Below are 23,371 nucleotides of genomic sequence, written 5' to 3'. Positions count from 1 at the left end.
AGGCCTCACCGGAGGTGGTGCTGGGGGGAAGCGAGGATCGCCCGCGCGATGGCGGCGACGGCCCCGTTGAACGTCGCGTCCACCCGGGCACCGGCCGACAGGCCGGCGATACCGAGGATCAGCGACTTCTCCTTGGCGCTCAGCTTCTGGCCGACCAGCCGCTGGGCGAGCGCGTCCACGTACGCCCCGGCGGTCGCCGGCGGCCGGGCCACCAGTTTCTCCGGCTTCCGGTACGTGAAGACGGTACGGCGGGCGGCGACGAGTTCGCCGGCCTCGTTCCAGCCGTTGACCATCGTGCCGGCCGACGTCCACGCGACGTAGACGTCCGGGTAGCCGTCCGGGGTCGGCTGGCCCATCGGGTACTGGCCCAGCTCGCGCATCGTGTCGTGGATCTGCCGCAGGCCCCGGCCGAACGGGGTGCGCCGGTTGTCACCGTTGTCGTGGCCCGGCGACGCCTCGGGCGAGACGCCGAGCGCGCGGTACGTGGCGACGAGGTACTCCATCGGTCGGCGCACCTTCTGCCCCACGGCGGCCCAGAACTCCGAGGAGCTGAACAGGGTCATCAGCAGCGGCTTGACCATGCCCTTGTTGGTCAGGTACGTCTTCGCCAGCCGGTCCACGAGGGACTTCGGCGGCGTGTCCGAGACGAACCGGGTGGCCAGGCTCTGCGCCACGTACTTCGCCGTCGAGGGGTGCAGGGCGATGTACGTCAGGTACGCGTCGATCGCCGCCTCGGCCTTCTTCGGGTCCTTCGAGCTGTTGGCGTGGGTGAAGCCGAGGATCTTCACCTTGCCGACGTAGTGCCGCTCCGGGCGGAACACGTACCTGCCGTCGGCGACGCCGCGTCCGGTCTGGAGCAGGGCCGCCTGCCGGACGTCCTTCTCGGTGTAGCCGCCGTCGACGCCCACCGAGTACAGCTCCAGGTTCTCCCGGGCGAGGTTCTCGTTGACCGCGTCGGCGCGGGAGTCGTTCTGGTTGAGGTAGAGCAGCAGCGCGGGGTGCTTGTTCGCGGCGAGCAGCATGTCCGGGTAGCTGCCCAGGGCGTGCGCCCGCACCACGTCCCGGTCGAAGGAGTTCCGGTACACCTCGCCGCCGTCGAAGTCGGCGGCGACGTGCAGGAAGTCGTTCCAGAAGTCGACCATCACCTCGTACAGCTGGCGGTCCGACCAGATCTGCCGGGCGATGGTGGCGTCGACCAGCTCCCGCTCCGGCTGGGCGCCCCGCTCGTTGAGCTGGTCGCGCTGCGCGCGCAGCTGCTCGGTGTTGAGCTTGAGGGTGGGCAGCTCGGCGAGCTTCAGCTCGGCCTTCGTCGGCGCGATCTTGTCCGGGTCGAGCTGCCAGCGCAGCCAGCCGTCGATGCCCCGGTCCTTGATGTCGGCGAGGACCTCCGGGGTCACGCCGAAGGTGGCCCGCCGGGCCAGGTGCAGGATCGGGTCCTTGGCGAGGACCGTCTTGACGGTCACCGGTGTCTCCGCGGCGGCGGCCGCCGGCCCGGAGAACGTCCGGCCGCCGGCCGGGTTGTTCTTCTTCAGCGCCTCACCGGCACGCGAGCCCATGTAGCTCTCGTTCTGCTCGGTGTAGGTGCGCACCGTGCTCGGCTGCTGGCCGCTCGGCCGGGCGGCGGTGCCGTCGGTCACCTGGGTGCCGGTGGCGTCGCCGGCCACCACATCGTCACCGAACAGTCCCCGGACCTGGGGCGTCATCGCCAGGGCGGCGCCCCCGGCGACCACCGCGGCGGTCCCGCCGAGCGCGACGAGCGCCTTGCGACGGCCCACCGTGCGGCCGGGCTCGCCGCCGTCGTCCAGGTTGGGCAGTCCGGCACCGGGCGTCCGGGCCGGCGTGGTGGCGGGCCCGAAGCCGTTCGGGCCGACCCACTGGGGGCCCTGCGGCGCCGGCGACTGGGGCACGTCGTAGGTGTACGGGGTGGACGCGTAGTCGTCGCGGTACGCCTCGGGGTACGGTCTCCCGTCCCACCCGCGGTCGTCCCGCGGTCGACGTGGTGGTGGCACATTCTGGTCGGCCATGTACCAATCCGTTTCTGCTGCGCCGCAAACCACCGTGACCGGGCGGGATACGGGTGCGGGAGCTGATGCCTGGGGGGTTGCTACGGGAAGGTAGCCAAGGGGTGAGAGGCCCTCAACCAGCGTCGGACGGCCCCGAAACGTCACTTAAGACGGCCCTCAGCGCCCGGGGAACGCGCCGGTCGTCGGGCGACACCGGACAGACGGCCCCGAGCAGGGCCGACGCGGGCGGTCCGGGCACGCGCGTAACGTTTTCGACGCACGCGGCGCTGATTGCGCCGTTCAACGGCACAGGCAAACTTAAGGTCCGGATAAGCCGGTCCTGAAACGCCTCGCCGAGAGGTCGGGGCGTGTAGCGGCTGCCGTCCCACGCGGCGGCACCGCGCCGTCACCCGCAAACCCCTGCGGAGCCCCAAAGTGGCAGGAGCAGGGGAGCGTGAGCCGCCGCCCCAGCGGGTATGCCGCCGAACCGCTGAACGCGTGAGGGGAAGGCACATGCTCAGCAAAGAGGATCAGCGCAGGTTCGAGCAGATCACCCGCCACCTTCGGGAGAGCGACCCGGCGTTCTTCGCCCGGCTGGACAACCGCGCACGGGGTCGTCGTGGCCGGTGGCTGATGCTGTTGACCATCGTTCTCTGGGCGGCGCTGCCGGCGACGACCGTACTGGCCGGACGGCTGGCCGGCGCGATCTGCGCGGTGGTCCTGGTGGCCAACGCCGCGGTCATGTGGCGGTTCCGACGGCGCTGGCTGTGACGCCACGACGGGTGACGCCGGTCCTTCCGCCGGTCAGTCGCCGAGCCGCCGGTACGCCCGGCGCAGCCGTTCCACCAGCCCCGGTCCGCCGATGGCGGGAGCGGGCGCGCCGAGCTGCCGGAGCAGCAGGTCCGGCCCGGTCACCAGGGTGGGCGGCCGGTCGGGCAGCGGCACCGGCGGGGACCAGAACCGGTCCACCGCCTCGGCCAGCGGCGCCGACGGCAGCCCGGTGACCGCCCGCGCGGCACCGACCGCCGGAACGTCCACAGTGGTACGCACGCTGTCCGGGACGGACCGGACGGCCGGGGGCGGGGCGGCGCCACCTCGCAGGACCCGCAGCCGGTCGAGCAGCTCGTCGCGGCGGCGGCCCCGCCAGTGCAGCAACTGGAACGGGTCGGCGTCGAACGCCTCGGCGAGCAGGTAGAAGGTCGCCGCGAGGTGCTTGCAGGGGACGGCGGCGTCGGGGCAGTTGCACCGCTGGTTCAGCTCGGCGACACCCGCCGGGAACAGCGGCGCGCCGGCCGCGACGAACAGCTCCTCCAGCTCCGCGGGGAGGTCCCCGGCGAGCAGGCGGGCACTGAAGAACGCCTGCGCCGCCAGGTCCTCCTCCACCCGTGCCCACAGCGCGGGTGGGAAGGCCGGCAGCGCGATGCGCACGTCGTACGGCCGGGGGCGGGAGCCCTGCACGACGGCCGTCACCTCGCCGGGTGCCACGTCGAGGCGGATCACCTGGCCGGCGCGGGCGTACGACCGGCCCCGGGTGAGGCGGGTGCCGAGGGCGAACGACTCCAGCACCTCCAGGAAGCGCCGGGACCACCAGGACCGGCCGATCGCGCCCCGGGTGCTGCGCGCCCGGAGTCCACCCTCGACCTTGCGGGGCGGCCCGTAGTCGGCGAACCGCCCGGGGACGCCGTCACGCCGCCCGGCGTCGCCGCGATCCGTCGTGCCGCCCCCGGTTCGCGGGCTCACTCGACCACCGCCCCGGCCTCCAGTCGGAACAGGTCGCGCAGCTGGGCCGTGGACAGCTCGGTAACCCACTGCTCGCCGGTGCCGACGACCGTCGAGGCGAGTCGGCGCTTGTCGGCGATCAGCGCCGCGACCTTCTCCTCCACCGTGCCGGCGCAGACGAACTTGCGGACCTGCACGCGCCGGTGCTGGCCGATGCGGAACGCCCGGTCGGTGGCCTGGTCCTCCACCGCCGGGTTCCACCAGCGGTCGACGTGCACGACGTGGTTGGCGGCGGTGAGGGTGAGCCCGGTGCCACCGGCCTTGAGCGACAGGACGAACAGCGCCGGCCCGTCCGGGGACTGGAACCGGGTCACCATCGCGTCCCGGTCGGCCTTGCCGACACCGCCGTGCAGGAACAGCGCCTCCCGGCCGAAGCGGGCCGACAGGTGGGCGCGCAGCATACCGCCGAACTCCGCGTACTGGGTGAAGAGGAGGGCCTTCTCCCCCGCGGCGAGCACCTCGTCGAGGATCTCCTCCAGCCGGGCCAGCTTGCCGGAGCGGCCGTCCAGGGCCGAGCCGTCGCGCAGCAGGTGCGCCGGGTGGTTGCAGACCTGCTTGAGCCGCGTCATGGCGGCCAGCACGAGCCCCCGGCGTTCGATGCCGTCGCTGGACTCGATCCGCGCCATCATGTCGTCGACCACCGCCCGGTAGAGGGCGGCCTGCTCGGCGGTCAGGTTGCAGACGACCTCCATCTCCAGCTTCTCCGGCAGGTCCGAGATGATGGAGGAGTCGGTCTTGAGGCGCCGCAGCACGAAGGGGCCGGTGATCCGGCGCAGCCGCTCGGCCGCCTCGGCGTCGCCGTGCCGCTCGATCGGCTCGGCGTACCGCTTCTTGAACGTCGCCGCCGGGCCGAGCAGCCCCGGGTTGGCGAACTGCATGATCGACCAGAGGTCGGCGAGCCGGTTCTCCACCGGGGTGCCGGTGACGGCGATCCGGTGCCGGGCGGGCAGCGCGCGGACGGCCTCGGCCTGGCGGGTGGAGGCGTTCTTGATGGCCTGCGCCTCGTCCACCACCACCCGGTGCCAGTCGATGCCGGCCAGGTCCACGGCGTCGCGGGCGGCCACGGTGTAGGTGGTGAGGACCAGGTCCGCCGCGTGCACGGCGTCGGTGAACGCGTCCCCCCGGGCCCGCTCGGCGCCGTGATGGACGTGGACACGCAGGTCGGGCGCGAACTTCGCCGCCTCCCGCTGCCAGTTGCCGACCAGCGACATCGGACAGACCAGCAGGGTCGGGCCGGCGTCCGGAGGGTCACCGGCGAGCAGGGCGAGCAGTTGGACCGTCTTGCCGAGGCCCATGTCGTCGGCGAGCACCCCGCCCAGGCCGAGCGACTGGAGGAAGGACAACCAGGCCAGTCCCCGCCGCTGGTACGGGCGCAGCGTGCCGCGGAACGACGGCGGCGCGTCCAGCGGGGTGAGCCGCCGCTCCACCGTGCCGGCGAGCAGGTCGCCCAGCGCGCCGTCGGCACTCACCTCCAGCACGGGCAGTGCGTCCCCGGAGGCGTCGGACAGGCCGAGGCGCAGCAGGTCGCCGACGGTCAGCTCGCCGGCCGAACGGAGCAGCCGCAGGCCGGCGGCGAGACGCTTCGGGTCCAGCTCGACCCAACGGCCGCGCAGGCGTACCAGCGGGGTCTTCAGTGCCGCGAGGGACGCCAACTCGTCGGCGGTCAGCGGGTGGTCGCCGAGCGCCACCTCCCACCGGTAGTCCACCAGCGCGTCGAGCCCGACACCGCCGCCGGCCCCGGCGACGGTGCCCGGAGCGGTCCGGCTGCGCGCCTGGAGGCGGGCGCCGAGCCGGGACGACGGGCGCTGCCACCACGACGGCAGCAGCACGGCGAACCCGGCCGCGTGCAGCACCGGGGCGCCCTCCCGGAGGAACCGGTGCGCGCCCTCCACGTCGAGCACCATCGCCTCCGGCGTGGCGGTCCGCAGCGCCGCGTCCAGCTCCGGCCAGAGCCGGCTGGCCCGGCCCAGCTCCGCCAGCAGCGTCTCCTGCGGGCTGTCCAGGCCGGTCACGGTCTCCGGCTCGTGCCAGATCCGCCCGGCGTCGACGTGCAGGCTCGGCTCGTCGGCGGCCTGGAGGCCGAACTCGACCCGCCAGTGCCCACCGGCCGCGGTGTCGGCGGGCACCACGGTGACCGGCTCGGTGATCTCGTCGAGGAGCGGCTCGACCAGGCGGAAGCTGGCCCGGACCGCGCCGCCCGCGGCGTCGCGCTGCCAGGCGTCCAGCTCGTCGCGGAGCGTCGCCAGGGCCGCCGGGTCGGCGGCGAAGTCGCGGTGCGGGCCGGTGAGGGCCGTCAGCCACGCCGGCACCGCGCCGAGCCGGCGTACGCCCTTGGCGAGAACGGTGTCGGCGAGCGCGGCCCGCGCGGCGGCGTCGGTGAGGGCGTCGAGCGCGTCGGCGACCAGTTCCCCCGGCTCCCACCCGTCACCGTCCCGGCCGGCGGTGCGGCCGGCGGCACCGGTCGCGCCCGCGCCGGCGGTCCTGGTCGCGTGGCCGTTGTCGTCCCGCGTCGGGTCCGGACCGCCCGCCGCCGCGATGCCGGCGGCACCGGGTGATCCCGGCCCGCCGGACCCCACGATGGCGGCGGCGTCGAGTGGATCGAGCAGGACCTCGACGGCGGCCCGGGCGGCCGGCGGCAGGGCCAGCGCGAGCGAGCGGGCCCAGGCGGCGTCCGTACCGGTGAGCAGGGGCCGCCACACCGCCCGCGCGTTGGCGACCGGCTCGCCCGGCCCGGGCGACCGCCCGGCGGTCGCGTCGGGGCCCGCCGCGTCCTCCGCCTCCGGCTCGGCCGACTGCGCCGGCTCCGACCCGGCCGGCCGGCGCGGTTCCACCCCGCCCGGCCGGGCCGGTTCCCCGCCGGGCCGGGCGGGCTCGCCACCTCCGGCCCCGGCCAGCGGCAGGACGCCGGGCAGGACGCGGCCACGGGCCGCCAGGTCGGTGGCGAAGTCCGCCAGCTCGGCGAGGTGGCGCAGGCTCGCCCCGGCCACGGCCACCTCGGCGACCCGGCGCAGCAGCGGCAGGGCGGCGAACGGGGCGTACACCAGGACGGGAACCCGCCACCCGGCCAGCGTGACCGGCCCGCGGACCGGGTCGACCGGCTCGGTGCGGACCAGTTCCGGCGAGTCGAGCGGCGAGCCGGCGCGGGTGGGCAGGGTGAGCAGGGCCGTGCCGAGCGCGGTCGGCTCGGCCACCTCGGCCAGGGCGGCGGCGAGCGCGGCGTGGCCGGCGGCGAACGGGTGCGGGCGCTCCCGGGGTGCCCGGCCGGGCCGGCGCGGGGCCCGGGGCGGGAGCGCGGTGTCCTCGGCCCAGACGGCGAGCCCGGTGCCGGGCCGCCACGACCCGTGGATGACCAGCACGCGCTCCCCCTCGTCGACGCCCGGACCCAGGATAGGCGGCCCGGACCGGCTATCGTCGCCGCCGTGGACGACCTGCTCGTGATCGGGGGCCTCGGCGTGGACGTGCGGGTCCGCGTCCCGGCGCTCCCGCTGCCCGCCGCCGACTCCTTCACCGTCGATCCGATCGACCTGCGCATCGGCAACACCGGGGCGGGCGTGGCGCTCGCCGCGCACGCGCTCGGCCTGCGCGTGACGGTGGTGGACGTGCTCGGCGCCGACCCGGCCGGGGACGTGGTGCGGGCGGCGCTGGGGCGGACCGGCGTACGGGCGGTGCTGGCCGACGCCCCGGCCGGTACGCGACGGTCGGTCAACCTGGTCGACGCGGCCGGCCGGCGCAGTTCGCTGTACGACCCCCGGCCGTGGTCCGGACCGGCGCCGTTCCCGTCGTCGGAGCTGGCCGCCCTGGTCCGGGGGGCGGCGCACGTCCACGTCTCGATCATGGACTGGGCGCGGGACCTGCTGCCCACGGTCCGGGCCGCGCTCGCCGAGGGAGCCGCCCTCTCCACCGACCTGCACGACTGGGACGGCGCGAACCCGTACCACCGGCCGTTCGCGGAGGCCGCCGACCTGGTCTTCGTCAGCGCGGTCCGGCTGGGCGACGGCGCCGGTACGGTGCCGGCGGGCCTGGCGCCCCGGACGGTCGTGGTCACCCGTGGCGGCGACGGCGCCGACGTGCACCCGGCCGGCGGCGCACCCACCCGGGTACCCGCCGCCGTGCCGCCCGCCCCGGTCGTCGACACGAACGGCGCCGGTGACGCCTTCGCGGCGGGCCTGGTCGCCGCCCGCCTGCGCGGCGAGACACTGGCCGACGCGGCGGCGTACGCGGCCCGCGTGGCCGCCGCCGCCTGCACCCACGACGGCATGGAGTACCCGCCCACCCTGCTCCCCCGCCCCGCCTGACCGCGGCGTGCGCTTCCGCTGCGCGGGTACGCGGCTCGGGGCAGGATGGGCGCATGGCATCAACCGCGGAGATCCCCCTGGTCGGTGGCGCGGCCGACGGGCAGACCGTCACCGTCGAGCTGGACCCGAACGGCCGGCCGCCACTCACCCACCACCACCTGGGCGACGGCGGGCTCGCGGAGGCGGAGATCTACGAGTTGGAGACGGTGGGGGCCGACCGGTGGCGCTACTGCTGGCGCGGCCCGGCGGTCTGACCCGGCGGCAGGCCGGGCAGCGGCGGCGGCCGGGCCCGACCGGCCGGCACGGCGGGTTCAGGCGCCGACGCGGATCAGGGACTGGGCCCGGAGGCTCTCCAGCACGGCGCGGGTGACCTGGGAGGTGCCCCGGGCCTCCTCGCACACGTCGGCCACCCGCCGGGCGGTGGCCTCGGCACGCTGCTCCCGCTCGTCCCACAGCCGGTCGACCTCCGCCAGCAGCGGGCCCTCCACCTCCCGCTCCACGCCCCGCAGCGCCGGTACGCCGAGCCGCTGGGCCAGGTCGAAGACCTTGCCGGCGTACGGCAGCGGCAGGAACGGGGTGCCGACCATCGCGGCGAAGATCAGGAAGTGCAGCCGCATGCCGACCGCCAGGTCGAAGTGGCGCATCAAACCGAGCACCTGCTGCGGCGAGTACGTGCCGTGCAGGATCCGCCCCCGCTCGGCGGCGATCATGTGCGACAGCACACCGTGCGAGTGCCGGATGTCGTCCCGCTCCATGGGGACGAACAGGACGTACGCGTCGATCCGTTGCACCAGGAAATCGCCGATCTGCGCCAACAGCCGGTGATAGCCGTCGATGTCGAGCCGTTCGGCGGCCCGGCCCGGCTCCCGTACGCTCATGCCCACCAGCCGCGTGCCGGCCGGCACGCCCTCCTCGCGCAGCAACTGCTCGGGGAAGTCGTCGGGTTCCAGCAGGAAAGCCGGGTCGGCGGTGACCGTGATCGGGTTGAGCAGGCCGGCCTCCTCCAGCACCATCCGGGACTCCTGGTCCCGCACGGTCACCTGGGTGGCGCCGGCCAGGGTTTCGCGCACCATGCCCGTGTCCACGCTCTCGCTGAGCGGCCCGACCCCCACCGCGTACGTCAGCAGCGGCAGGCCGCGCTCCTGGGCGACCCGGACGACGCGCAGGTACCGCCGGGCCTCGCGGTCGTAGAGGATGCCGCCGCCGCCCAGGATGAGCAGGTCGAGCTGCGCGAGCACGAGTGACGAGTCGTTGCGGCTGACGCCCTCCCACGGCACCGCCTCCACGTCCGGGTGCGCCACCCGGGTGTGGGCGGGATTCCGCGAGAAGACGATGATCCGGGCGTTCGGCTCCTGCTCCCGCAGGTCGGCCAGGAGGCCGGTGAGGATCGCCTCGTCGCCGAGGTTACGCCCGCCGTACGAGCCGAGCACCCCGATGGTCAAGCCGGCGCCACGAGTCATCCGTCGCTCCTCCCCAGGTGCGTCTGCGGCGGTTTCCCGGTACGCCCGGGAACAGTCCTCGCCCGATCTGCCGCTCAGCCGGTACGGGAGGTGCCGGGACCGGACATCCAGGGCGCATGGCACCGTAATGCCGTTGCCGGGACATCCGGTCGTCGGCGACGGTGGGCACATGGGTGAGCCGGCGACCCGCGCACGTCAGGACCCGGATCGGCTGGGCGGACCTCCCCCACCACGTCCGGGCCGCCGTGGAGGACATCCTCGGCGACCGGGTGGTCGAGGCGGTGTCGCAGCCCGGCGGGTACTCGCCGGGCACCGCCGACCGCGTCCGCACCTCCCGGGGCACGCGGGCGTTCGTCAAGGCGGTGAGCCCGGCGCAGAACGCCGACAGCGTCCGCCTGCACCGCACGGAGGCGCGCAACACGGCGGCCCTGCCCGCGTACGCCCCGGCGCCCCGGCTGCTCGGCCTGCACGACGACGGCGAGTGGGTGGCGCTGGTCCTCTCCGACGTGGCCGGGCGACATCCCGCGACGCCGTGGCGCGCCGCCGAGCTGACCGGCGTGCTCCGCGCGCTGGAGACGCTGTCGGCGGCCCTCACCCCGAACCCGGTGCCGGCTTCTTCCTCGACGGCGCCCGGCGACCGCCCCCGCCCGGCATCCCCACGGTCCGGGTCTTCCAGCGCGCCCAGGCCGACGCCCTGCTGCCCTGGGTGGCCGCCCGCCTCCGCTGACGGTCACCCGGGCGCGACGGCCGGGTGGGTGAGGAACGGCAGGACGGCGGCCGGCAGCGCCGGTGACGCGAGGATGTCGTAGTGGGTGAGGCCGGGCAGCACCGCCAGTCGCGCGGCCGGCCGGTCGGCGCCGTCCCAGCCGGCGTCCCGGTGACCGCCGCCGAGCAGCCCGAAGAACTCCACCATGTGCGCCGGGGTGACCGAGTCGGCGTCGGCGAAGACCAGCAGGGTGGGCAGGGTGAGGGCGGCCACCTCGGGCGACCAGTCGTACTCGCGGCGCAGCAGCTCCCCCGACTTCACCCACAGCCGCGGCCAGTCCTCCGGCCGGGGCGCGACGCGCGCGTAGAGCTCGTGCATCGGGCTGCCGCGCATCCGCTCGCCCGTCGCCTCGTCGTGCCGGGCCATCGCCGCCAGCACCTCGGGGTACCAGCCCTGCCGCCGGCACGGCGCGGAGACCACCACGAGCCGACCGACCAGGCGGGGGTGCTGGATCGCGGTCCGCAGCGCCACGCACCCGCCGAGCGAGTACCCCAGCAGGTCCACCCCGGTGAGGCCGAGATGGACGATCAGCTCGGCCACGTCGTCGGCCATCGACTCGTACCGCAGCGGGCGGTCGACGTCGGCGGTCCGGCCGTGACCCTGGAGGTCCACCGCGATCACGCGGCGACGCCGGGTCAGCGCCGGGAGCAGCGGGCCGAACATCTCCGTCGAGCCGAACCCCCCATGCAGCAGCACCAGCGGCCGCCCGGCACCGTGTTCCGCGTACCAGAGCCGGAGCCCGTTGACCTCGGCGTAGCTCACGCCGCCCGCCCGCCGTGCGGACTCATGGCTGCCACCTGTGTCAGCGCGGCGACCGCGCGGGCGGCCGCGGCCCGGACCCGCGCCGACGGATCCCGGAGCGCGACCACGAGCGGGAACGGCGCGCCGAGCCGGTGCCGGGCGACCACCTTCACCGCCATCTCGCGCACCCGCCAGGCCGGATCACCCAGGGCCGCGACGACCGCGTCCAGCGCCGTGTCGTCCCACACCCAGAGCAGGCCGCGCAGGCCCCACACCCGCAGCCGGTGCTCCTGGTCGGCGTGGGGCCCGCCGGCCAGCACGTGCCGCGCGTGCGGACCCCCGAGCGCCACGACCAGACCGTCGTCGACGTCCTGCCCGGCGGCGAGCCGGCAGCACCCGGCGACCAGCTCCGCGCGGCCCCGGAGCGCCGCCTCGGCCTCCGCCCTCAGCCGGGGAGTCGGTCGCCCGGGTCCGCGCACCACCATGTCGCCGAGTATGCGCGCCGGCGGTGACATCGAGGGCTCATCGGACCGCCACGGCCGCGGTCACCTGGGTCAGGAACCGGCGTACGGCGGCCGCCAGGTCGGGCCGGCGCAGGTCCAACCGGCCGTGCTCCCCGTCGGCGACCGTCACGTGCACACGGTGGCCGGCGGCGACGAGCGCGGCGGCGAGGCCCAGGGTCTGCGTGACCGGGACCGCGGCGTCGTCGAGGCCGTGGGCGAGCAGCACCGGCGTGCCGGCACCGACGTGCGTGGTGACCGTGCAGTCGACGGTGGCCGGGTCGCCCGGCGCGGGAAGGTGGCCCAGGAGCTGGTGCCACGGGTTCCCCTCGGCCCGGCCGCGGGGCCAGTCCGGCGCGAGCGGGTCGACCGGCGTCTCGAAGGCCAGGACAGCGTCCACGTCGCCGGGAGCGTCCACACCCCGCAGGCCGACGTGCAGCGCGAGATGGGCACCGGCGGAATCCCCGGCGACGACGAGCGGCCGACCCGGCAGCCGCGCCGCGCGCGCCTCGGCACGGACGTCGTCGAGCTGCGCGGGCCAGGTGGCCTCGCCGCTCAACCGGTAGCGGGCGTGCACCACCCGCATCCCCAGCTCCTCGAAGAGCGACACGTCCGTCGTGTCCCGCGAATGCCACCCACGCTGGGGACGAGCCTCGTGACCACGACGCGCCGTCGGCGCGCGGCCCGGCTGACGCCCCTCGACCGCGCCCGGCTGGCGACCCGTGACCTGCGCCGAGGGGACCGCGCCCGCCGGGGGCGCCTGCTGCCCTTCGCCTAGATCGCGGAGATGAACCCGGTGCGGACGAGGATCCTGTGAAGGGTGGCGTGGCTACCCGCCTCGGATCTGTTCGCGGAGGATGTCCGCGTGTCCGCAGTGCTGGGCGAGTTCACGCAGCACGTGGAGGTACACCCAGCGCAGCGGGAGCGGGCCGCGCCGGTTGCCGTGGAGCAGGTCGTCCAGCCCCAGGGATGCCGTCGCGCGGCGGGACGCCTCGCAGGCTTCGCGATGTGCCTGCTGGATGCTGGCGATGGTGTCGTCGTCATCGAGGACGAACGACTCGTCGGGCGTCGCGGGGATGCCGATCTCGGCGCGCGACCGGCAGGTGACGGCCTCGTCGAACCAGACCTTCTCGACGAAGGTCGCGTGCTTCACCAAACCCAGCAGCGTCGTCCTGGAGGGCACCAACGACCGGCGTGCCTCCTCCTCGGTCAGCCCGTCCAGACAGCGGTTGAGGGCGCTGCGGTGCTCGTCGATGAATGCCTCGAACTGGGCCTTGGCCGGGCTGTTGACGGCGTCCTGGCCGAAAGTCGCCGGAAAAGCGGACATGCGCCAAGCATTCCAGGACCGCGTCATGCCGGAGCACCAGGGGGCCGGTCCGGCCGCAGCAGGGTCTCCGGCGTCGAACCGCCACGGAGCTTGACATACCGAGATAGCTCAGCGACAGTTGAGTCAATGAACGTTGAGCCTGTCTCCCTGGCCGAGCGGACGCGGATCCATGCCGCGCTCGGCGACCCGGCGCGCCTGGCGATCGTGGACGCGCTCACCGTCGGCGACGCCTCGCCCGGGGAGGTCGCCCGTGACCTCGGCATGCCGACCAACCTGGTGGCTCACCACGTCAAGGTGCTCACCGACGCCGGCCTCGTCGTGCGCACCCGATCCGAGGGCGACCGTCGACGTGCCTACCTGCGGCTCCAGCCGGCCGCCCTCGTGGCGCTCGCCCCACCGCCGCTGCGGGACGTGGGTCGGGTGGTCTTCGTCTGCACCCACAACTCCGCGCGCTCACAGTTGGCCGCGGCGCTGTGGAAGCGGCGTACCCACCGCGAGGCCGCCTCTGCCGGCACCAGGCCCGCGCCCCGGGTCCATCCGCGGGCGATTGCCGTGGCCCACCGCCACGACCTCGACCTCGACCCGACCGGCACCGCCCACGTCGACGACGTGGTCCGCCAGGACGACCTGGTCATCGCCGTCTGCGACAACGCACACGAAGAACTGACGTCGCCGGTCCGCCCCCGGCTGCACTGGTCCGTGCCGGATCCGGCCCGCGTCGACACCGACGAAGCGTTCGAGGCGGCCTACGCCGATCTCGCCGACCGCGTCGACCGCCTCGCCCCCACCACCACACCGAGAGGCACCCGATGACCGGCCCCCGCCCGGAGATCACTTCCGACCAGCAGGTCGCGCGGCACACCGCGGCGACGGAACTGACGACCGTCGCACTCCGGCGGCGCCTGCTGGCCGAGTTCACCGGCACCGCCCTGCTGGTCACCGCCGTGGTCGGCTCGGGCATCATGGCCGCCACCCTCTCCCCCGGCGACGTCGGTCTCCAACTGTTGGAGAACTCCATCGCCACCGCCTTTGCCCTGGGCGTCCTCATCCTGATCTTCGGGCCGGTCTCGGGCGCCCACTTCAACCCGGTCGTCTCCGCCGCCGACTGGTTCCTCGGCCGCCGAGCCGGCACGGGACTCGGCGGTCGCGAGCTGGCCGGCTACACCGCGGCCCAGGTCCTCGGCGCGATCGCCGGGTCGGTCCTGGCGAACCTCATGTTCGACCTGGCCGCCGTCGACTTCTCCACCAAGGACCGCGCCGCCGGCAACCTGTGGCTCGGCGAGATCGTGGCGACGACCGGGTTGCTCCTGCTGATCTTCGCGCTCGCCCGCTCCGGCCGGGCTCCGGTCGCCCCCGCCGCTGTGGGTGCCTACATCGGAGCCGCCTACTGGTTCACCTCGTCGACCTCGTTCGCCAACCCGGCGGTCACCATCGGCCGTGCCTTCACCGACACCTTCGCCGGGATCGCGCCCGCCTCGGTGCCGGGCTTCGTCCTGGCCCAACTCGTCGGCCTCGCCATCGGCACCGCCCTTCTCGCCGCCCTCTACCCCGACGCCGGCGATGCCGCCGGCCAGGTCGTCGTCCCCGTCGACGCGGAGGCGACCACGGCCACCGGGCCTGACACCACCCCCCTGACCCGCACGGAAGGCAGCTCATGACCGACAAGCCCAGCGTCCTGTTCGTCTGCGTCCACAACGCCGGACGCTCCCAGATGGCCGCCGGCTGGCTGCGTCACCTCGCCGGCGACACCGTCGAGGTCCGCTCCGCCGGCTCCGCGCCCGCCGAGACCGTCAACCCGGCCGCCGTCGAGGCCATGCGCGAGGTCGGCATCGACATCGCCGACCAGACCCCGAAGCTCCTGGAGTACGAGACCGCCGAGTCCTCCGACGTGATCGTCACCATGGGCTGCGGCGACGCCTGCCCGGTCTTTCCGGGCAAGCGCTACGAGGACTGGAAGCTCGACGACCCCGCCGGCAAGGGCGTCGAGGCGGTACGCCCCATCCGCGACGAGATCCGTACCCGGGTGGAGAAGCTGCTCTCCGAGCTGCGCCCGACGGCCTGACACCACCCTGGTGGCCGCCCTCGGCCTGGCTCCGAGCCGCTGACGTCCGAGTTGCGCGGCGGCTGAGCCGGCGTCAGCTCGGCGTCGGCTCCGGCTTCCCGGCGGAGGATTCCGCGGTGACCACCACCTGCGCGACATCGATGTGCACGGCTTCGGCGGCCCGGGTGCGCAGCAGGTCGAAGGTGGCGCGGTCGATGGCCGGTCCGACGTACGTGGCGCGTACCCAGTCGACCCAACGATTCTGTGCGTCACGCTTCTGCCCGCTCGCGGCGCCGCGGAAGACGTTGCAGGGCCGCCACGATCAGCGGAGTCTCCACGCCGGGCGCAGGCACGTGTGGAACCAGCCCGTGGCTGCCGGTGCTTGCCGTCAGCGTTGCCGTCGACAGCGGAGCGGCACCCCGACATCCGCGACTCCCCCTGCTGTCACCTGTGGCTGGGCGATTGGGCGAACTGCGGTGCGCGAGACTCGTGGCGCGGTGCGAGCGAGATGTACGGGGACAGCGCGCGGAGGAAGTCGGGCGCGTCGAAGATCTCCCCGGCGGACGCGACCCCGCTCGTCCTCGTCCGACCGCCGAGAATGCGGTGGACCGCTTCGACCGCCAGCGGCGCGCTGATGGCATAGATGTCCTGCCCGCTGGCGACGACGCGTCGTTGCGTGTCGCCGGATCGCACGATGACGTCGACGGTGAACGTCTGGGCCGACCGCCCACGCTCGTCGACAGCAGTCGGTGCGGATGCGTCCGGAGCGGCCAGGTCCTCGGCCGCGTCGGTGGTCATGTACGTGCGCACCTCGGGGACGGCCAGGTGGCTGGGGACGGTGACGACGTCGGCCATCGTGAACTCGCCGAGGACGTTCCGGCGGCCCAGCGGAGCGGGAAAATCCCACTCCAGGGTCGGCAGGTCGCTCTCGGCGACGTAGTACTCCAGCCGGCCACCGGTGTAGCGGACACGTCGGCCATCGCGCCGGTCCCGGGAGACGGTGCCGGAGGCGAGGGTCCCGGCCGTCGGGTGCCAACTGCTCAGTCCGTACGCGACGTGCGCCTCGTCGGCCGCCGCCCAGTCGCCCATCGCCGTGGTGACCAGCAGATCGCCGAGTCCGCCGAAGAAGGCCATCGCCGGGACCACCGCGACGCCGGCGGTACGAGCCCGGTCGGTGAAGTGCGTGAACGTGTCCACGTTGGCTTCGATCTCGGCCGCCACGTCCACGTACGGAATCCCGGCGCGCAGGGCGGCCTCGATCACCGGTGGCGCGGTCGAGGCGAACGGGCCGGCGCAGTTGACGACCGCGGCCGCGCCCTTCAGTGCCTGGTCGAGCGAGGCCGGATCGTCGACCGACGCCACCCGGTGCTCGAGCCCGGGATGCGACGCCGCCAGCGCCTGGAGCTTGCCCGCGTCGCGACCGAGGAGAAGCGGTACGAACCCGCGATCGCGCAACTCCGTCACCACGAACCGCCCGGTGTGTCCGTACGCACCGAACACCGCCACCGTCTGACCCGTACCCATCTGCAGTTCCTCTCCGAAGATCGAATGAGGAGAGCCTCTCAGCGGCGGCCGGCCCCGACCAGTGTCTGGAACGCCATCCCCCGTACAGTTTCGGACATGGCCACTGTCGCGCTCGCCGCCACCGACGGGATGCTGCACTTCGAGCTCGCCATGGCCTGCGAGGTCTTCGTCCGCGACCCCTCCGGCCTGGCAGACCCGTGGTACGACCTCGTGGTCTGCGGCTCGGGCCCGGTCCGGATGGGCAGATTCCGGATGGACCCCGACGACGGGTTGGACCGACTCGCCCGCGCCGACACCGTGGTCGTCCCTTCCGTGGACGACATCGACGCGGACGTGCCACCCGAGCTGATCGACGCCGTCCGTGCGGCCCACGAAGCGGGCGCCCGGATGGTCTCGCTGTGCACCGGTGCGTTCGTGCTGGCCGCCGCCGGGGTGCTGGACGGGCTGCGCGCGACCACGCACTGGGCCCACACCGAGGCGCTGGCCGCCCGCTATCCCCGGGTGACGGTCGACCCGGACGTGCTCTACGTGGACAACGGCAACGTGCTCGCCTCCGCCGGCAAAGCCGCCGCCCTCGACCTGTGCCTGCACCTGATCCGCCGCGACCACGGCTCGACGGTCGCCAACGCCGTCGCCCGCCGCCTGGTCGTGCCGCCGCATCGCGCCGGCGGCCAGGCCCAGTTCGTGGCGACCCCGGTGCCCGCCCGCGACGACCATCCCCTCGCCAACCTGTTCCCCTGGGCGATGGAACGGCTGAACCGTCCGCTGACCGTCGAGGACCTGGCTCGCCAGGCGAACATGAGCTCACGCAACCTGGCCCGCCACTTCAAGTCGGTGACCGGCACCACCCCGTTGCAGTGGCTGTCGACGCAGCGGATCCGCCGGGCCCAGGAGCTGCTGGAGAACACCGACGACAGCATCGACTCCATCGCCGAGGCGGCCGGCATGGGAACCGCCACGACGCTGCGCCGACACTTCAACCGCACCGTGGGTGTACCTCCGGACGCCTACCGTCGCACCTTCCGCAGCGCCTGGCCCTCATGAGAATCGTGAGATCCATCGTGTCGGCGGCCGGACAGCTTCGCGGATCGGCACCCACCGCGCCGCCTGCGCGGAGCGGCTGGCTCGGCGGCTGAGCGCCCGCGCCGGTCAGGCGGTGGTGCAGAGGTTGCCGGCCTTCCGCTTGGCGATCGCTGCGTCCGCGCCCGAGGCCTACTCGACGAGGATCTCACCGCCCGGGTCGTACTGCCGTGTCGTGCCCGCCTCCGCGACGCCGCCCCGCCGGCCCCGGCCCGCGACGCTGACGGATGGACCGGCGGTCAGCAGCCGCGGCAGCTCGTCATCTCCGGTCACCGTGGCGGCGGGCTGGTGTGGACCACTCGGGGCCTGGCTGCTGGAGCCTGACTCGGAGGTGTCGTTCGAATGGCTAGCATCGTCGGGATGCGAGGGCCGACCGCAGCGAGTGCCCTACCCGCGGGTAGGGCCCGCACGCTCGCTCAGGTGTACCGACACTTCGGCGAGGTCGACGCCGCCAGGACATCGCCGCTGTACGAGCGCGTCGCCGTCGCCCTCAGTGAGTCCGACGAGGCGCTGCGCGCCATCGAGGCGGCGCCGGCGCGCAGGCGGCACCCCACGCTGATCCTCGCCGCGCTGCACGACCTCGCCCTCGCCGGACGCGCCCCGGCGCTTGCCGCGGCCTATGCCGCCGGGGACAGCGACACCGCCGCTGGCGCGGCGATCGACACGCTGCTGCGAATGACCGACGCGGTCGTGGCCATCGCCGTGCGCCGGAGGACGCGGACCAACGAGACCGGGCGCCACGCCGTGCTGTACCCGGCCATCGCCGAGGCGGCGCGCCGGGTGGGCGCGAACGCGGTTGGGCTGATCGACGTGGGCTGCTCGGCCGGGCTCAATCTCAACGTCGATCGCGTTGGCATCACGTACAGCAACGGACAATCGCTGGGCGACCCGTCGTCTCCCGTGCAGCTGCCGTGTTCGATCGTGGGAGACCGGTCCATCCCGACGCGGGCAATGCCCGAGGTCGTCGCCCGGGTCGGCGTCGACCTCGATCCGGTCGACGTGACCGACGCGGATGACGCCCGGTGGTTGCGCGCCTGCCTGTGGCCGGATCAGCCGGCGCGGGTCGCGAGCCTCGAAGCGGAGATGGCGTTGGCGGCGACGGCCCCTCCCCTGCTGCTGCAAGGTGACCCCGTCGAGGTGATGCCAGACGCCTTCGCCCGGGTGCCCGCGGACGCCCTGCCGGTCGTCACCACGACGTGGGCGTTGTCGCGCTTCCCGCCCAAGAGCCGCCTGCGTTTCCTGCACCGCCTCCAAGAAGCGGCGGCCGGCCGGGCGGTGGCGTGGGTGTCCGCGGAGGGGGTCGGAGTCGCGCCGACGATACCGACACTTGGCGATCGCCGCGCCTCCGGCCACAGCATCATCGGCCTGGCGGTGTTCGACCGGTCGGCCCCGCGCGCCGAGGCCATTGGCCGCTGCTGGTCGCGGGGCCGCTTGTTGGCGTGGCTCGGAGACTCACACGTCGAGCGATGAGGATCGCGCGCCGCTGCCCGTCTGGCTGCTCGGCACTGGCAGAGGTCGTCGGGCACACCGGCCCGGCTGACCGGTCTAGCATGCGCTCCGTCACGACCCCCGATGTCGAGCCGACCCCTGCACCGGGTTCTTCCGGCCGGACCTTGGCTCGTGCGCAGTTCGCCCTGGCCGCCGTCTACGTCGGCACCATCGGCGTCGCCCTCGGCCGGGCCGCGTCCTTCTCCGGGTACCTCTACCTGCCTCGTCAGGGCGACGAGTACACCGGCAACGCCAATCTCTGGCCGGGCCTCTGGGCTGCGGCAGCGCTGGCGATGATCGTCGTGATCGGCTTGGCGCCGTACGTCGCTGCGGTGGCAGCGCTCGTCGCCGTCGCCCGGCTCCTGACGGCCGGGATGCGGACCTCCGTGCACCGGCGAAGCCTGATCGTTGGCACGGTTCTCGCGGCCCTCGTTGCCGCCTCCTCGTTGACTCCACCGGTCAAGGTGTTGTTCAGCTGGCTCGTCGACTAGACCCTGTCCCAAGGATCGGCGGCACGGGTCGCAGTCGGACGTGCCACCCACGTCCCGAGTCTGGTCTGTCACCGGACGTCCTGAGACCCGATCCGTTCCTGAGTCAGTACGCCGGGGCTGCTTGGAAAAGGAGTTTCCGGGATGGTGTCGTATCAAGGCGCAGCCGTTCGTGGAACCAGTGTGCGGCGGCCGGCCGGGCCGCCGGACACGAGGAGTCGGGAAAGGCCCCTCGTCCCGGGACCGAGAGGAGACGACCATGACGGAGTACCTGATCATGTTCAACGATGAGTGGGTGCGCGAGCACACGGCGGAGGAGATCCGCGAGAAGGGCGCGGCCAGCCGGGCCGTGATCGAGGAGATGCGGGCCGCGGATGTCCTGATCTTCAGCAACGGCGCGCTCGACCGGTCCACCGCGGTGTGCAGTGTCGAGCTGGTCGACGGCAAGCCCGTCTTCACCGACGGCCCCTACGTCGAGACCAAGGAGCACCTCGGCGGCTTCGCCGTCGTGGACGTGCCCGACGACGCGACGGCGCGGTACTGGGCCGGCAGGCTCGCGACCGTGCTCGACTGGCCGCAGGAGGTGCACCGGTTCCGAGGCCCCGGGGAGGCCCGGCGTAACGGCTCCGGGGAGAAGTGAGCGCGGTGCCCAGGTACCTGCTGTCCGTCTACGGACCGGCCGAGCCCACCGAGTTCGGCGCGTACCCCTCCCAGGAGGCCATGTTGCAGGCGTTCGCCGACACCCGCGCCTTCAACGAGAGGCTCCAGAGGGACGGTCACCTCGTCTTCGCCGACGGCCTGGAGCCCGCGACGACCGCCACCACCGTCGACGGGCAGGGCGAGAAGACGGCCCTCACCGACGGGCCCTACCTGGAGACGAAGGAGCACCTCGGCGGCTTCTGGGTCATCGAGGCGGCCGACCTCGACGTGGCCCTGGCGCTTGCCGCCGAGGGGTCGAAGGCGTGCCGCGGCACGGTCGAGGTGCGTCCCTTCCGAACCGAGGAATCCGTCCGAGCGCTGCTGGCGTCGTGACTGGTTGCACCGTCGAGCAGGCGATCACCCGTGTCCACCACGAGGAGTGGGCGCGGGTGGTCGCCGGCCTCGCGCGCCGTTTCAGTGACCTCGACGTCGCCGAGGAGGCGACCGCCGAGGCGTTCGCAGCGGCTGCGGAGCGGTGGCCGCGCGAGGGCGTACCGCCCAATCCCGGCGGATGGCTCGCCACCACCGCGACCCGCAAGGCGATCGATCGGCTCCGTCGCGAGTCGCAGCGCGAGGCGAAGCACCAGGCGGCCCGGATCGTGTACGACAGCCCTCCTGAGCCGACCGGCCCGGTCGAGGACGACCGGCTCAGACTGGTCTTCACCTGCTGCCACCCCGCGCTCGCGATGGAGGCCCGGGTGGCGCTCACCCTGCGCCTGCTCGGCGGCCTCACCGTCCCCGAGATCGCCCGAGCCTTTCTGGTGCAGGAGACCACGATGGCGCGACGGATCACCCGCGCCAAGGCAAAGATCAAGGCGGCACACATTCCCTACCGGGTGCCCTCGGCCGACGACATCCGCGAGCGGCTCGCCGGCGTGCTCGCGGTCGTCTACCTCGTCTTCAACGAGGGCTATCTCGCCAGCGAGGGGGACGAACCGGTGCGCGTCGACCTCACCGACGAGGCGATCCGCCTCGGCCGCCTGCTCCGAACTCTCCTCCCGGACGGCGGCGAGGTGGCCGGCCTGCTTGCCCTGATGCTCCTCACCGACGCCCGGCGGCCGGCGCGCGTGTCCCGCACCGGGGAGCTGGTGACCCTCGCCGAGCAGGACCGCGGCGCGTGGGACCGCACCCTCATCGCCGAGGGCAACGCCCTGGTCCGCGAGCGGCTCGAGGCGGTGGCGGCCGGCGGCGACCCACCCGGGCGCTACCAGCTGCAGGCCGCGATCAACGCGGTCCACACGAATGCGCCATCCGCCCGGGACACCGACTGGTCCACGATCGTCGCCCTCTACGACCACCTGATGCAGCTCGACCCCTCGCCGATCGTGCGGCTCAACCGGGCGGTCGCGGTCGCCGAGGTCGACGGCCCCGGGGTCGGGCTCGCCGAGATCGACCGGCTCGCCGAGGTCCTTGACGCCTACCACGCCTTCCACGCCGCGCGCGCCGACCTGCTGCGGCGACTCGGGCGCGGCGGCGAGTCGCGGGCGGCGTACGACCGGGCCATCAGCCTCGCCGGCAACCCCGCGGAGCGGGCCTACCTCACCCGCCGCCGCGACCAGCTCGCCGGCTGACCGACGCGCTTCCGCGGTCGGAACGCGAGCTGCCGTCGGGCCCGTACGACCTCACAGCCGGGATCTCAGCACGTCGACCTCGCAGCCCGGCCTAGACGGGTCGAAGCCGTGCTCGACCAGCCAGCGGACCGCCAGCAGGCTCCGCAACGACCACCACGCGCGGATCACGTCGAGGTCGACGTCGGTGCCGTAGCCGGCGACGACGTCGCCAAGGTGCTCCTCGTGTCCGAGCGTCAAGGTGGCGAGGTCGAACAGGGCATCGCCCCGGCCCGCCTCGGACCAGTCGATCACGCCGGTGATCTCATCACCGTCGACGAACACGTGGGTGATCTGCATGTCGCCGTGCGTGAACACCGGTGTCCACGGTCGGAGCGCGGCCTCGGCAACCCGTCGGTTGCGTTCGACCAGGTCGGTGGGAAGAACGCCGTTCGTGACGAGCCACTCGCATTCGCCGTCGAGCGTCGATGTCAACTCGTCGAGGCTCCGACCAGGCCATGGCGGCAGCGGCGCGTCGTGCAGCGTCCGTGCGGCGGCACCCGCCGCGGCCCACGCCGCCGGCGACGCGGTCGACGGCTCGCCGAGGCGGCCGAGTGCCGTCCCCGGGAGGGCGGCCAGCGCGAGCACGGGCGGCTTCCGCCACAGGACCTCCGGAGTCGGGATCGGCGCCATGGCCATCGCCTCGACCGCGACGTCGGTGCGCGTCTGATCAGCGTCGATCTTCAGGAACACGTCGCCGACGCGCAGGGTCGCGCGCTCGTGATGGGCGACGACGACCTCGACGTTCTCCACGTCGGCCATCGTCGCGGGGATGACCACGAGGTCACCGGATTTATCGCGTGCGGTTCATCGTCGATGTTCGGCCAGTGCCCAGCGTGCCGGTGCGACTGGGCGGCGATCCGCCGAGCAACTGACGTCGGACTAATGCCAGGCGCTCCGCCCGTCCTGTGCGAGCGGATTTCGCCGGTTCAGGTGGTGGTGGGCGCGGCAGGTTTCGAACCTGCGACCCCTCGCTTGTAAGGCGAGTGCTCTCCCGCTGAGCTACGCGCCCCGGCGCCCGTACGGCGGGCCGGAGGTTGGCAAGCTTACCCTGCCGACCGTGGGCCACGTCGCACGGCCGCGTGCCGGGTCGTCCCGGATCAGGCGGAGGCCGTCTCGGCGAGCGCCTTGCGCCAGCCCTGCTGGTCGCGGGCCTCCCCCGGCATGTTCATCTCGGCGAAGCGGACCACGCCCGCCTTGTCGATGACGAAGGTGCCCCGGTTGGCGAAGCCGGCGACGTCGTTGAAGACGCCGTACGCCTGGGCGACCGCGCCGTGCGGCCAGAAGTCCGACAGGAGCGGGAACTGGTAGCCCTCCTGATTGGCCCACACCTTGTGCGCGAACACCGAGTCGACGCTGACGGTCAGCACCTGGACGTCGTCGTTGAGGTACTCGTTCAGGTTGTCCCGCACCTCGCACAGCTCACCCTGGCAGACGCCGGTGAAGGCGAGCGGGTAGAAGACCAGCAGCACGATGCGCTTGCCGCGGAAGTCGGAGAGCCGGACCTCCTGGTTGTTCTGGTCCTTGAGCACGAAGTCCGGCGCCTCGGCGCCAACCTCGATCGGCATGAGAG

At 73.7% G+C, this 23,371-nt stretch carries 24 protein-coding genes, 1 tRNA gene and 3 pseudogenes; 14 read left to right on the top strand and 14 right to left on the bottom strand.

Features of this window, described 5'->3' with window-relative positions:
- Positions 1-5 precede the first annotated feature (5 nt).
- Complete coding sequence (locus HCJ94_RS13480) at positions 6-2,024, bottom strand: DUF1800 domain-containing protein (RefSeq protein WP_168001344.1); 2,019 nt, start codon at positions 2,022-2,024, stop codon at positions 6-8.
- Positions 2,025-2,516: 492 nt separating this feature from the next.
- On the opposite strand from HCJ94_RS13480, the gene HCJ94_RS13475 reads away from it, so the two are divergent.
- Positions 2,517-2,774 carry a DUF3040 domain-containing protein gene (locus tag HCJ94_RS13475; RefSeq protein WP_168001343.1) on the top strand — a complete coding sequence of 86 codons (258 nt, stop codon included), beginning with the start codon at positions 2,517-2,519 and terminating at the stop codon, positions 2,772-2,774.
- Positions 2,775-2,807: 33 nt separating this feature from the next.
- Here the strand turns inward: HCJ94_RS13475 and HCJ94_RS13470 are convergent, their stop codons facing one another.
- From HCJ94_RS13470 to HCJ94_RS31470, 3 genes and pseudogenes are all read right to left on the bottom strand, one after another.
- The gene (locus tag HCJ94_RS13470) at positions 2,808-3,743 is read right to left on the bottom strand and encodes an SWIM zinc finger family protein (RefSeq protein ID WP_168001342.1); all 936 of its coding nucleotides are present in this window, start codon (positions 3,741-3,743) and stop codon (positions 2,808-2,810) included.
- Positions 3,740-6,490, bottom strand: a pseudogene (locus tag HCJ94_RS13465) (DEAD/DEAH box helicase); the annotation flags it as partial. The pseudogene HCJ94_RS13465 and the gene HCJ94_RS13470, both read right to left, overlap by 4 nt.
- Before the next feature lie 182 nt (positions 6,491-6,672).
- A pseudogene (locus tag HCJ94_RS31470) lies at positions 6,673-7,138 on the bottom strand (ATP-dependent helicase); the annotation flags it as partial.
- A 63-nt stretch (positions 7,139-7,201) separates the two neighbouring features.
- Here HCJ94_RS31470 and HCJ94_RS13460 point away from each other — a divergent pair.
- Entirely contained in the window at positions 7,202-8,077 is an 876-nt protein-coding gene (locus HCJ94_RS13460; protein WP_168001340.1) for a carbohydrate kinase family protein, read from the top strand.
- Positions 8,078-8,130: 53 nt separating this feature from the next.
- Positions 8,131-8,331 carry a DUF8847 domain-containing protein gene (locus HCJ94_RS13455; protein WP_168001339.1) on the top strand — a complete coding sequence of 67 codons (201 nt, stop codon included), beginning with the start codon at positions 8,131-8,133 and terminating at the stop codon, positions 8,329-8,331.
- Between the two features lie 57 nt (positions 8,332-8,388).
- On the opposite strand, the gene HCJ94_RS13450 is transcribed toward HCJ94_RS13455, so the two are convergent.
- Positions 8,389-9,537, bottom strand: a complete 1,149-nt coding sequence (locus HCJ94_RS13450) for a polysaccharide pyruvyl transferase family protein (RefSeq protein WP_168001338.1) — start codon at positions 9,535-9,537, stop codon at positions 8,389-8,391.
- A 173-nt stretch (positions 9,538-9,710) separates the two neighbouring features.
- Between HCJ94_RS13450 and HCJ94_RS31465 the strand changes: the two are divergent.
- Positions 9,711-10,080 (top strand): annotated as a pseudogene (locus HCJ94_RS31465) (aminoglycoside phosphotransferase family protein); the annotation flags it as partial.
- Between the two features lie 187 nt (positions 10,081-10,267).
- Here the strand turns inward: HCJ94_RS31465 and HCJ94_RS13440 are convergent.
- From HCJ94_RS13440 to HCJ94_RS13430, 3 genes are read right to left on the bottom strand one after another with little or no spacing between them, the layout of a single operon-like run.
- On the bottom strand, positions 10,268-11,065 hold the full coding sequence (locus HCJ94_RS13440) for an alpha/beta fold hydrolase (RefSeq protein WP_168001337.1): 798 nt from the start codon (positions 11,063-11,065) through the stop codon (positions 10,268-10,270).
- The gene (locus tag HCJ94_RS13435; RefSeq protein ID WP_168001336.1) at positions 11,062-11,529 is read right to left on the bottom strand and encodes a HEAT repeat domain-containing protein; all 468 of its coding nucleotides are present in this window, start codon (positions 11,527-11,529) and stop codon (positions 11,062-11,064) included. Before HCJ94_RS13435 ends, HCJ94_RS13440 begins: the two co-directional genes overlap by 4 nt.
- A gap of 37 nt (positions 11,530-11,566) precedes the next feature.
- The gene (locus tag HCJ94_RS13430) at positions 11,567-12,154 is read right to left on the bottom strand and encodes an alpha/beta hydrolase fold domain-containing protein (RefSeq protein ID WP_309227259.1); all 588 of its coding nucleotides are present in this window, start codon (positions 12,152-12,154) and stop codon (positions 11,567-11,569) included.
- 45 nt (positions 12,155-12,199) lie between these two features.
- Here HCJ94_RS13430 and HCJ94_RS30770 point away from each other — a divergent pair, with 45 nt between their 5' ends.
- Positions 12,200-12,322, top strand: coding sequence for a hypothetical protein (locus HCJ94_RS30770; RefSeq protein WP_255481012.1), 123 nt, complete (start codon positions 12,200-12,202; stop codon positions 12,320-12,322).
- A gap of 51 nt (positions 12,323-12,373) precedes the next feature.
- On the opposite strand, the gene HCJ94_RS13425 is transcribed toward HCJ94_RS30770, so the two are convergent.
- Positions 12,374-12,871 carry a DinB family protein gene (locus tag HCJ94_RS13425; protein ID WP_168001335.1) on the bottom strand — a complete coding sequence of 166 codons (498 nt, stop codon included), beginning with the start codon at positions 12,869-12,871 and terminating at the stop codon, positions 12,374-12,376.
- Positions 12,872-12,997: 126 nt separating this feature from the next.
- Here HCJ94_RS13425 and HCJ94_RS13420 point away from each other — a divergent pair, with 126 nt between their 5' ends.
- Genes HCJ94_RS13420 through HCJ94_RS13410 form a run of 3 tightly spaced genes read left to right on the top strand, consistent with a single transcriptional unit; the run spans position 12,998 to position 14,933 of the window.
- Positions 12,998-13,684, top strand: a complete 687-nt coding sequence (locus tag HCJ94_RS13420; RefSeq protein ID WP_168001334.1) for an arsenate reductase/protein-tyrosine-phosphatase family protein — start codon at positions 12,998-13,000, stop codon at positions 13,682-13,684.
- The gene (locus HCJ94_RS13415; protein WP_168001333.1) at positions 13,681-14,529 is read left to right on the top strand and encodes an aquaporin; all 849 of its coding nucleotides are present in this window, start codon (positions 13,681-13,683) and stop codon (positions 14,527-14,529) included. Before HCJ94_RS13420 ends, HCJ94_RS13415 begins: the two co-directional genes overlap by 4 nt.
- The gene (locus tag HCJ94_RS13410; RefSeq protein WP_168001332.1) at positions 14,526-14,933 is read left to right on the top strand and encodes an arsenate reductase ArsC; all 408 of its coding nucleotides are present in this window, start codon (positions 14,526-14,528) and stop codon (positions 14,931-14,933) included. The genes HCJ94_RS13415 and HCJ94_RS13410 overlap by 4 nt, the downstream gene beginning before the upstream one ends.
- Positions 14,934-15,356: 423 nt before the next feature.
- Here the strand turns inward: HCJ94_RS13410 and HCJ94_RS13405 are convergent, their stop codons facing one another.
- On the bottom strand, positions 15,357-16,436 hold the full coding sequence (locus HCJ94_RS13405) for a saccharopine dehydrogenase family protein (RefSeq protein ID WP_168001331.1): 1,080 nt from the start codon (positions 16,434-16,436) through the stop codon (positions 15,357-15,359).
- A 96-nt stretch (positions 16,437-16,532) separates the two neighbouring features.
- Here HCJ94_RS13405 and HCJ94_RS13400 point away from each other — a divergent pair, with 96 nt between their 5' ends.
- Positions 16,533-17,480 carry a helix-turn-helix domain-containing protein gene (locus HCJ94_RS13400; RefSeq protein ID WP_168001330.1) on the top strand — a complete coding sequence of 316 codons (948 nt, stop codon included), beginning with the start codon at positions 16,533-16,535 and terminating at the stop codon, positions 17,478-17,480.
- 168 nt (positions 17,481-17,648) lie between these two features.
- Here HCJ94_RS13400 and HCJ94_RS13395 read toward each other — a convergent pair whose 3' ends face one another.
- Positions 17,649-17,789: a hypothetical protein gene (locus tag HCJ94_RS13395; RefSeq protein ID WP_168001329.1), complete on the bottom strand. Its 141-nt coding sequence runs from the start codon at positions 17,787-17,789 to the stop codon at positions 17,649-17,651.
- Between the two features lie 147 nt (positions 17,790-17,936).
- On the opposite strand from HCJ94_RS13395, the gene HCJ94_RS13390 reads away from it, so the two are divergent.
- The 5 genes from HCJ94_RS13390 to HCJ94_RS13370 all read left to right on the top strand — a co-directional run bounded on the left by HCJ94_RS13390 (position 17,937) and on the right by HCJ94_RS13370 (position 21,762).
- Complete coding sequence (locus HCJ94_RS13390; protein ID WP_205801200.1) at positions 17,937-18,986, top strand: DUF2332 domain-containing protein; 1,050 nt, start codon at positions 17,937-17,939, stop codon at positions 18,984-18,986.
- Positions 18,983-19,495: a hypothetical protein gene (locus tag HCJ94_RS13385; RefSeq protein ID WP_168001327.1), complete on the top strand. Its 513-nt coding sequence runs from the start codon at positions 18,983-18,985 to the stop codon at positions 19,493-19,495. Before HCJ94_RS13390 ends, HCJ94_RS13385 begins: the two co-directional genes overlap by 4 nt.
- A gap of 256 nt (positions 19,496-19,751) precedes the next feature.
- Positions 19,752-20,132 carry a YciI family protein gene (locus HCJ94_RS13380; RefSeq protein ID WP_168001326.1) on the top strand — a complete coding sequence of 127 codons (381 nt, stop codon included), beginning with the start codon at positions 19,752-19,754 and terminating at the stop codon, positions 20,130-20,132.
- Between the two features lie 5 nt (positions 20,133-20,137).
- Positions 20,138-20,524: a YciI family protein gene (locus HCJ94_RS13375; protein WP_168001325.1), complete on the top strand. Its 387-nt coding sequence runs from the start codon at positions 20,138-20,140 to the stop codon at positions 20,522-20,524.
- Positions 20,521-21,762, top strand: coding sequence for an RNA polymerase sigma factor (locus tag HCJ94_RS13370; protein WP_168001324.1), 1,242 nt, complete (start codon positions 20,521-20,523; stop codon positions 21,760-21,762). Before HCJ94_RS13375 ends, HCJ94_RS13370 begins: the two co-directional genes overlap by 4 nt.
- Positions 21,763-21,813: 51 nt before the next feature.
- Here HCJ94_RS13370 and HCJ94_RS13365 read toward each other — a convergent pair whose 3' ends face one another.
- From HCJ94_RS13365 to HCJ94_RS13355, 3 genes are all read right to left on the bottom strand, one after another.
- Positions 21,814-22,578 carry a phosphotransferase family protein gene (locus tag HCJ94_RS13365; RefSeq protein WP_309227256.1) on the bottom strand — a complete coding sequence of 255 codons (765 nt, stop codon included), beginning with the start codon at positions 22,576-22,578 and terminating at the stop codon, positions 21,814-21,816.
- 157 nt (positions 22,579-22,735) lie between these two features.
- Positions 22,736-22,810, bottom strand: a tRNA-Val gene (locus tag HCJ94_RS13360).
- 88 nt (positions 22,811-22,898) lie between these two features.
- Positions 22,899-23,366, bottom strand: coding sequence for a peroxiredoxin (locus HCJ94_RS13355; protein WP_168001323.1), 468 nt, complete (start codon positions 23,364-23,366; stop codon positions 22,899-22,901).
- Positions 23,367-23,371 lie beyond the last annotated feature (5 nt).

This window comes from Micromonospora thermarum, assembly GCF_012034245.1.
GTDB lineage: Bacteria > Actinomycetota > Actinomycetes > Mycobacteriales > Micromonosporaceae > Micromonospora > Micromonospora thermarum.
The sequence above is the reverse complement of the archived record's forward strand: the minus strand, read 5'-3'. Positions and strand labels throughout refer to the sequence as shown.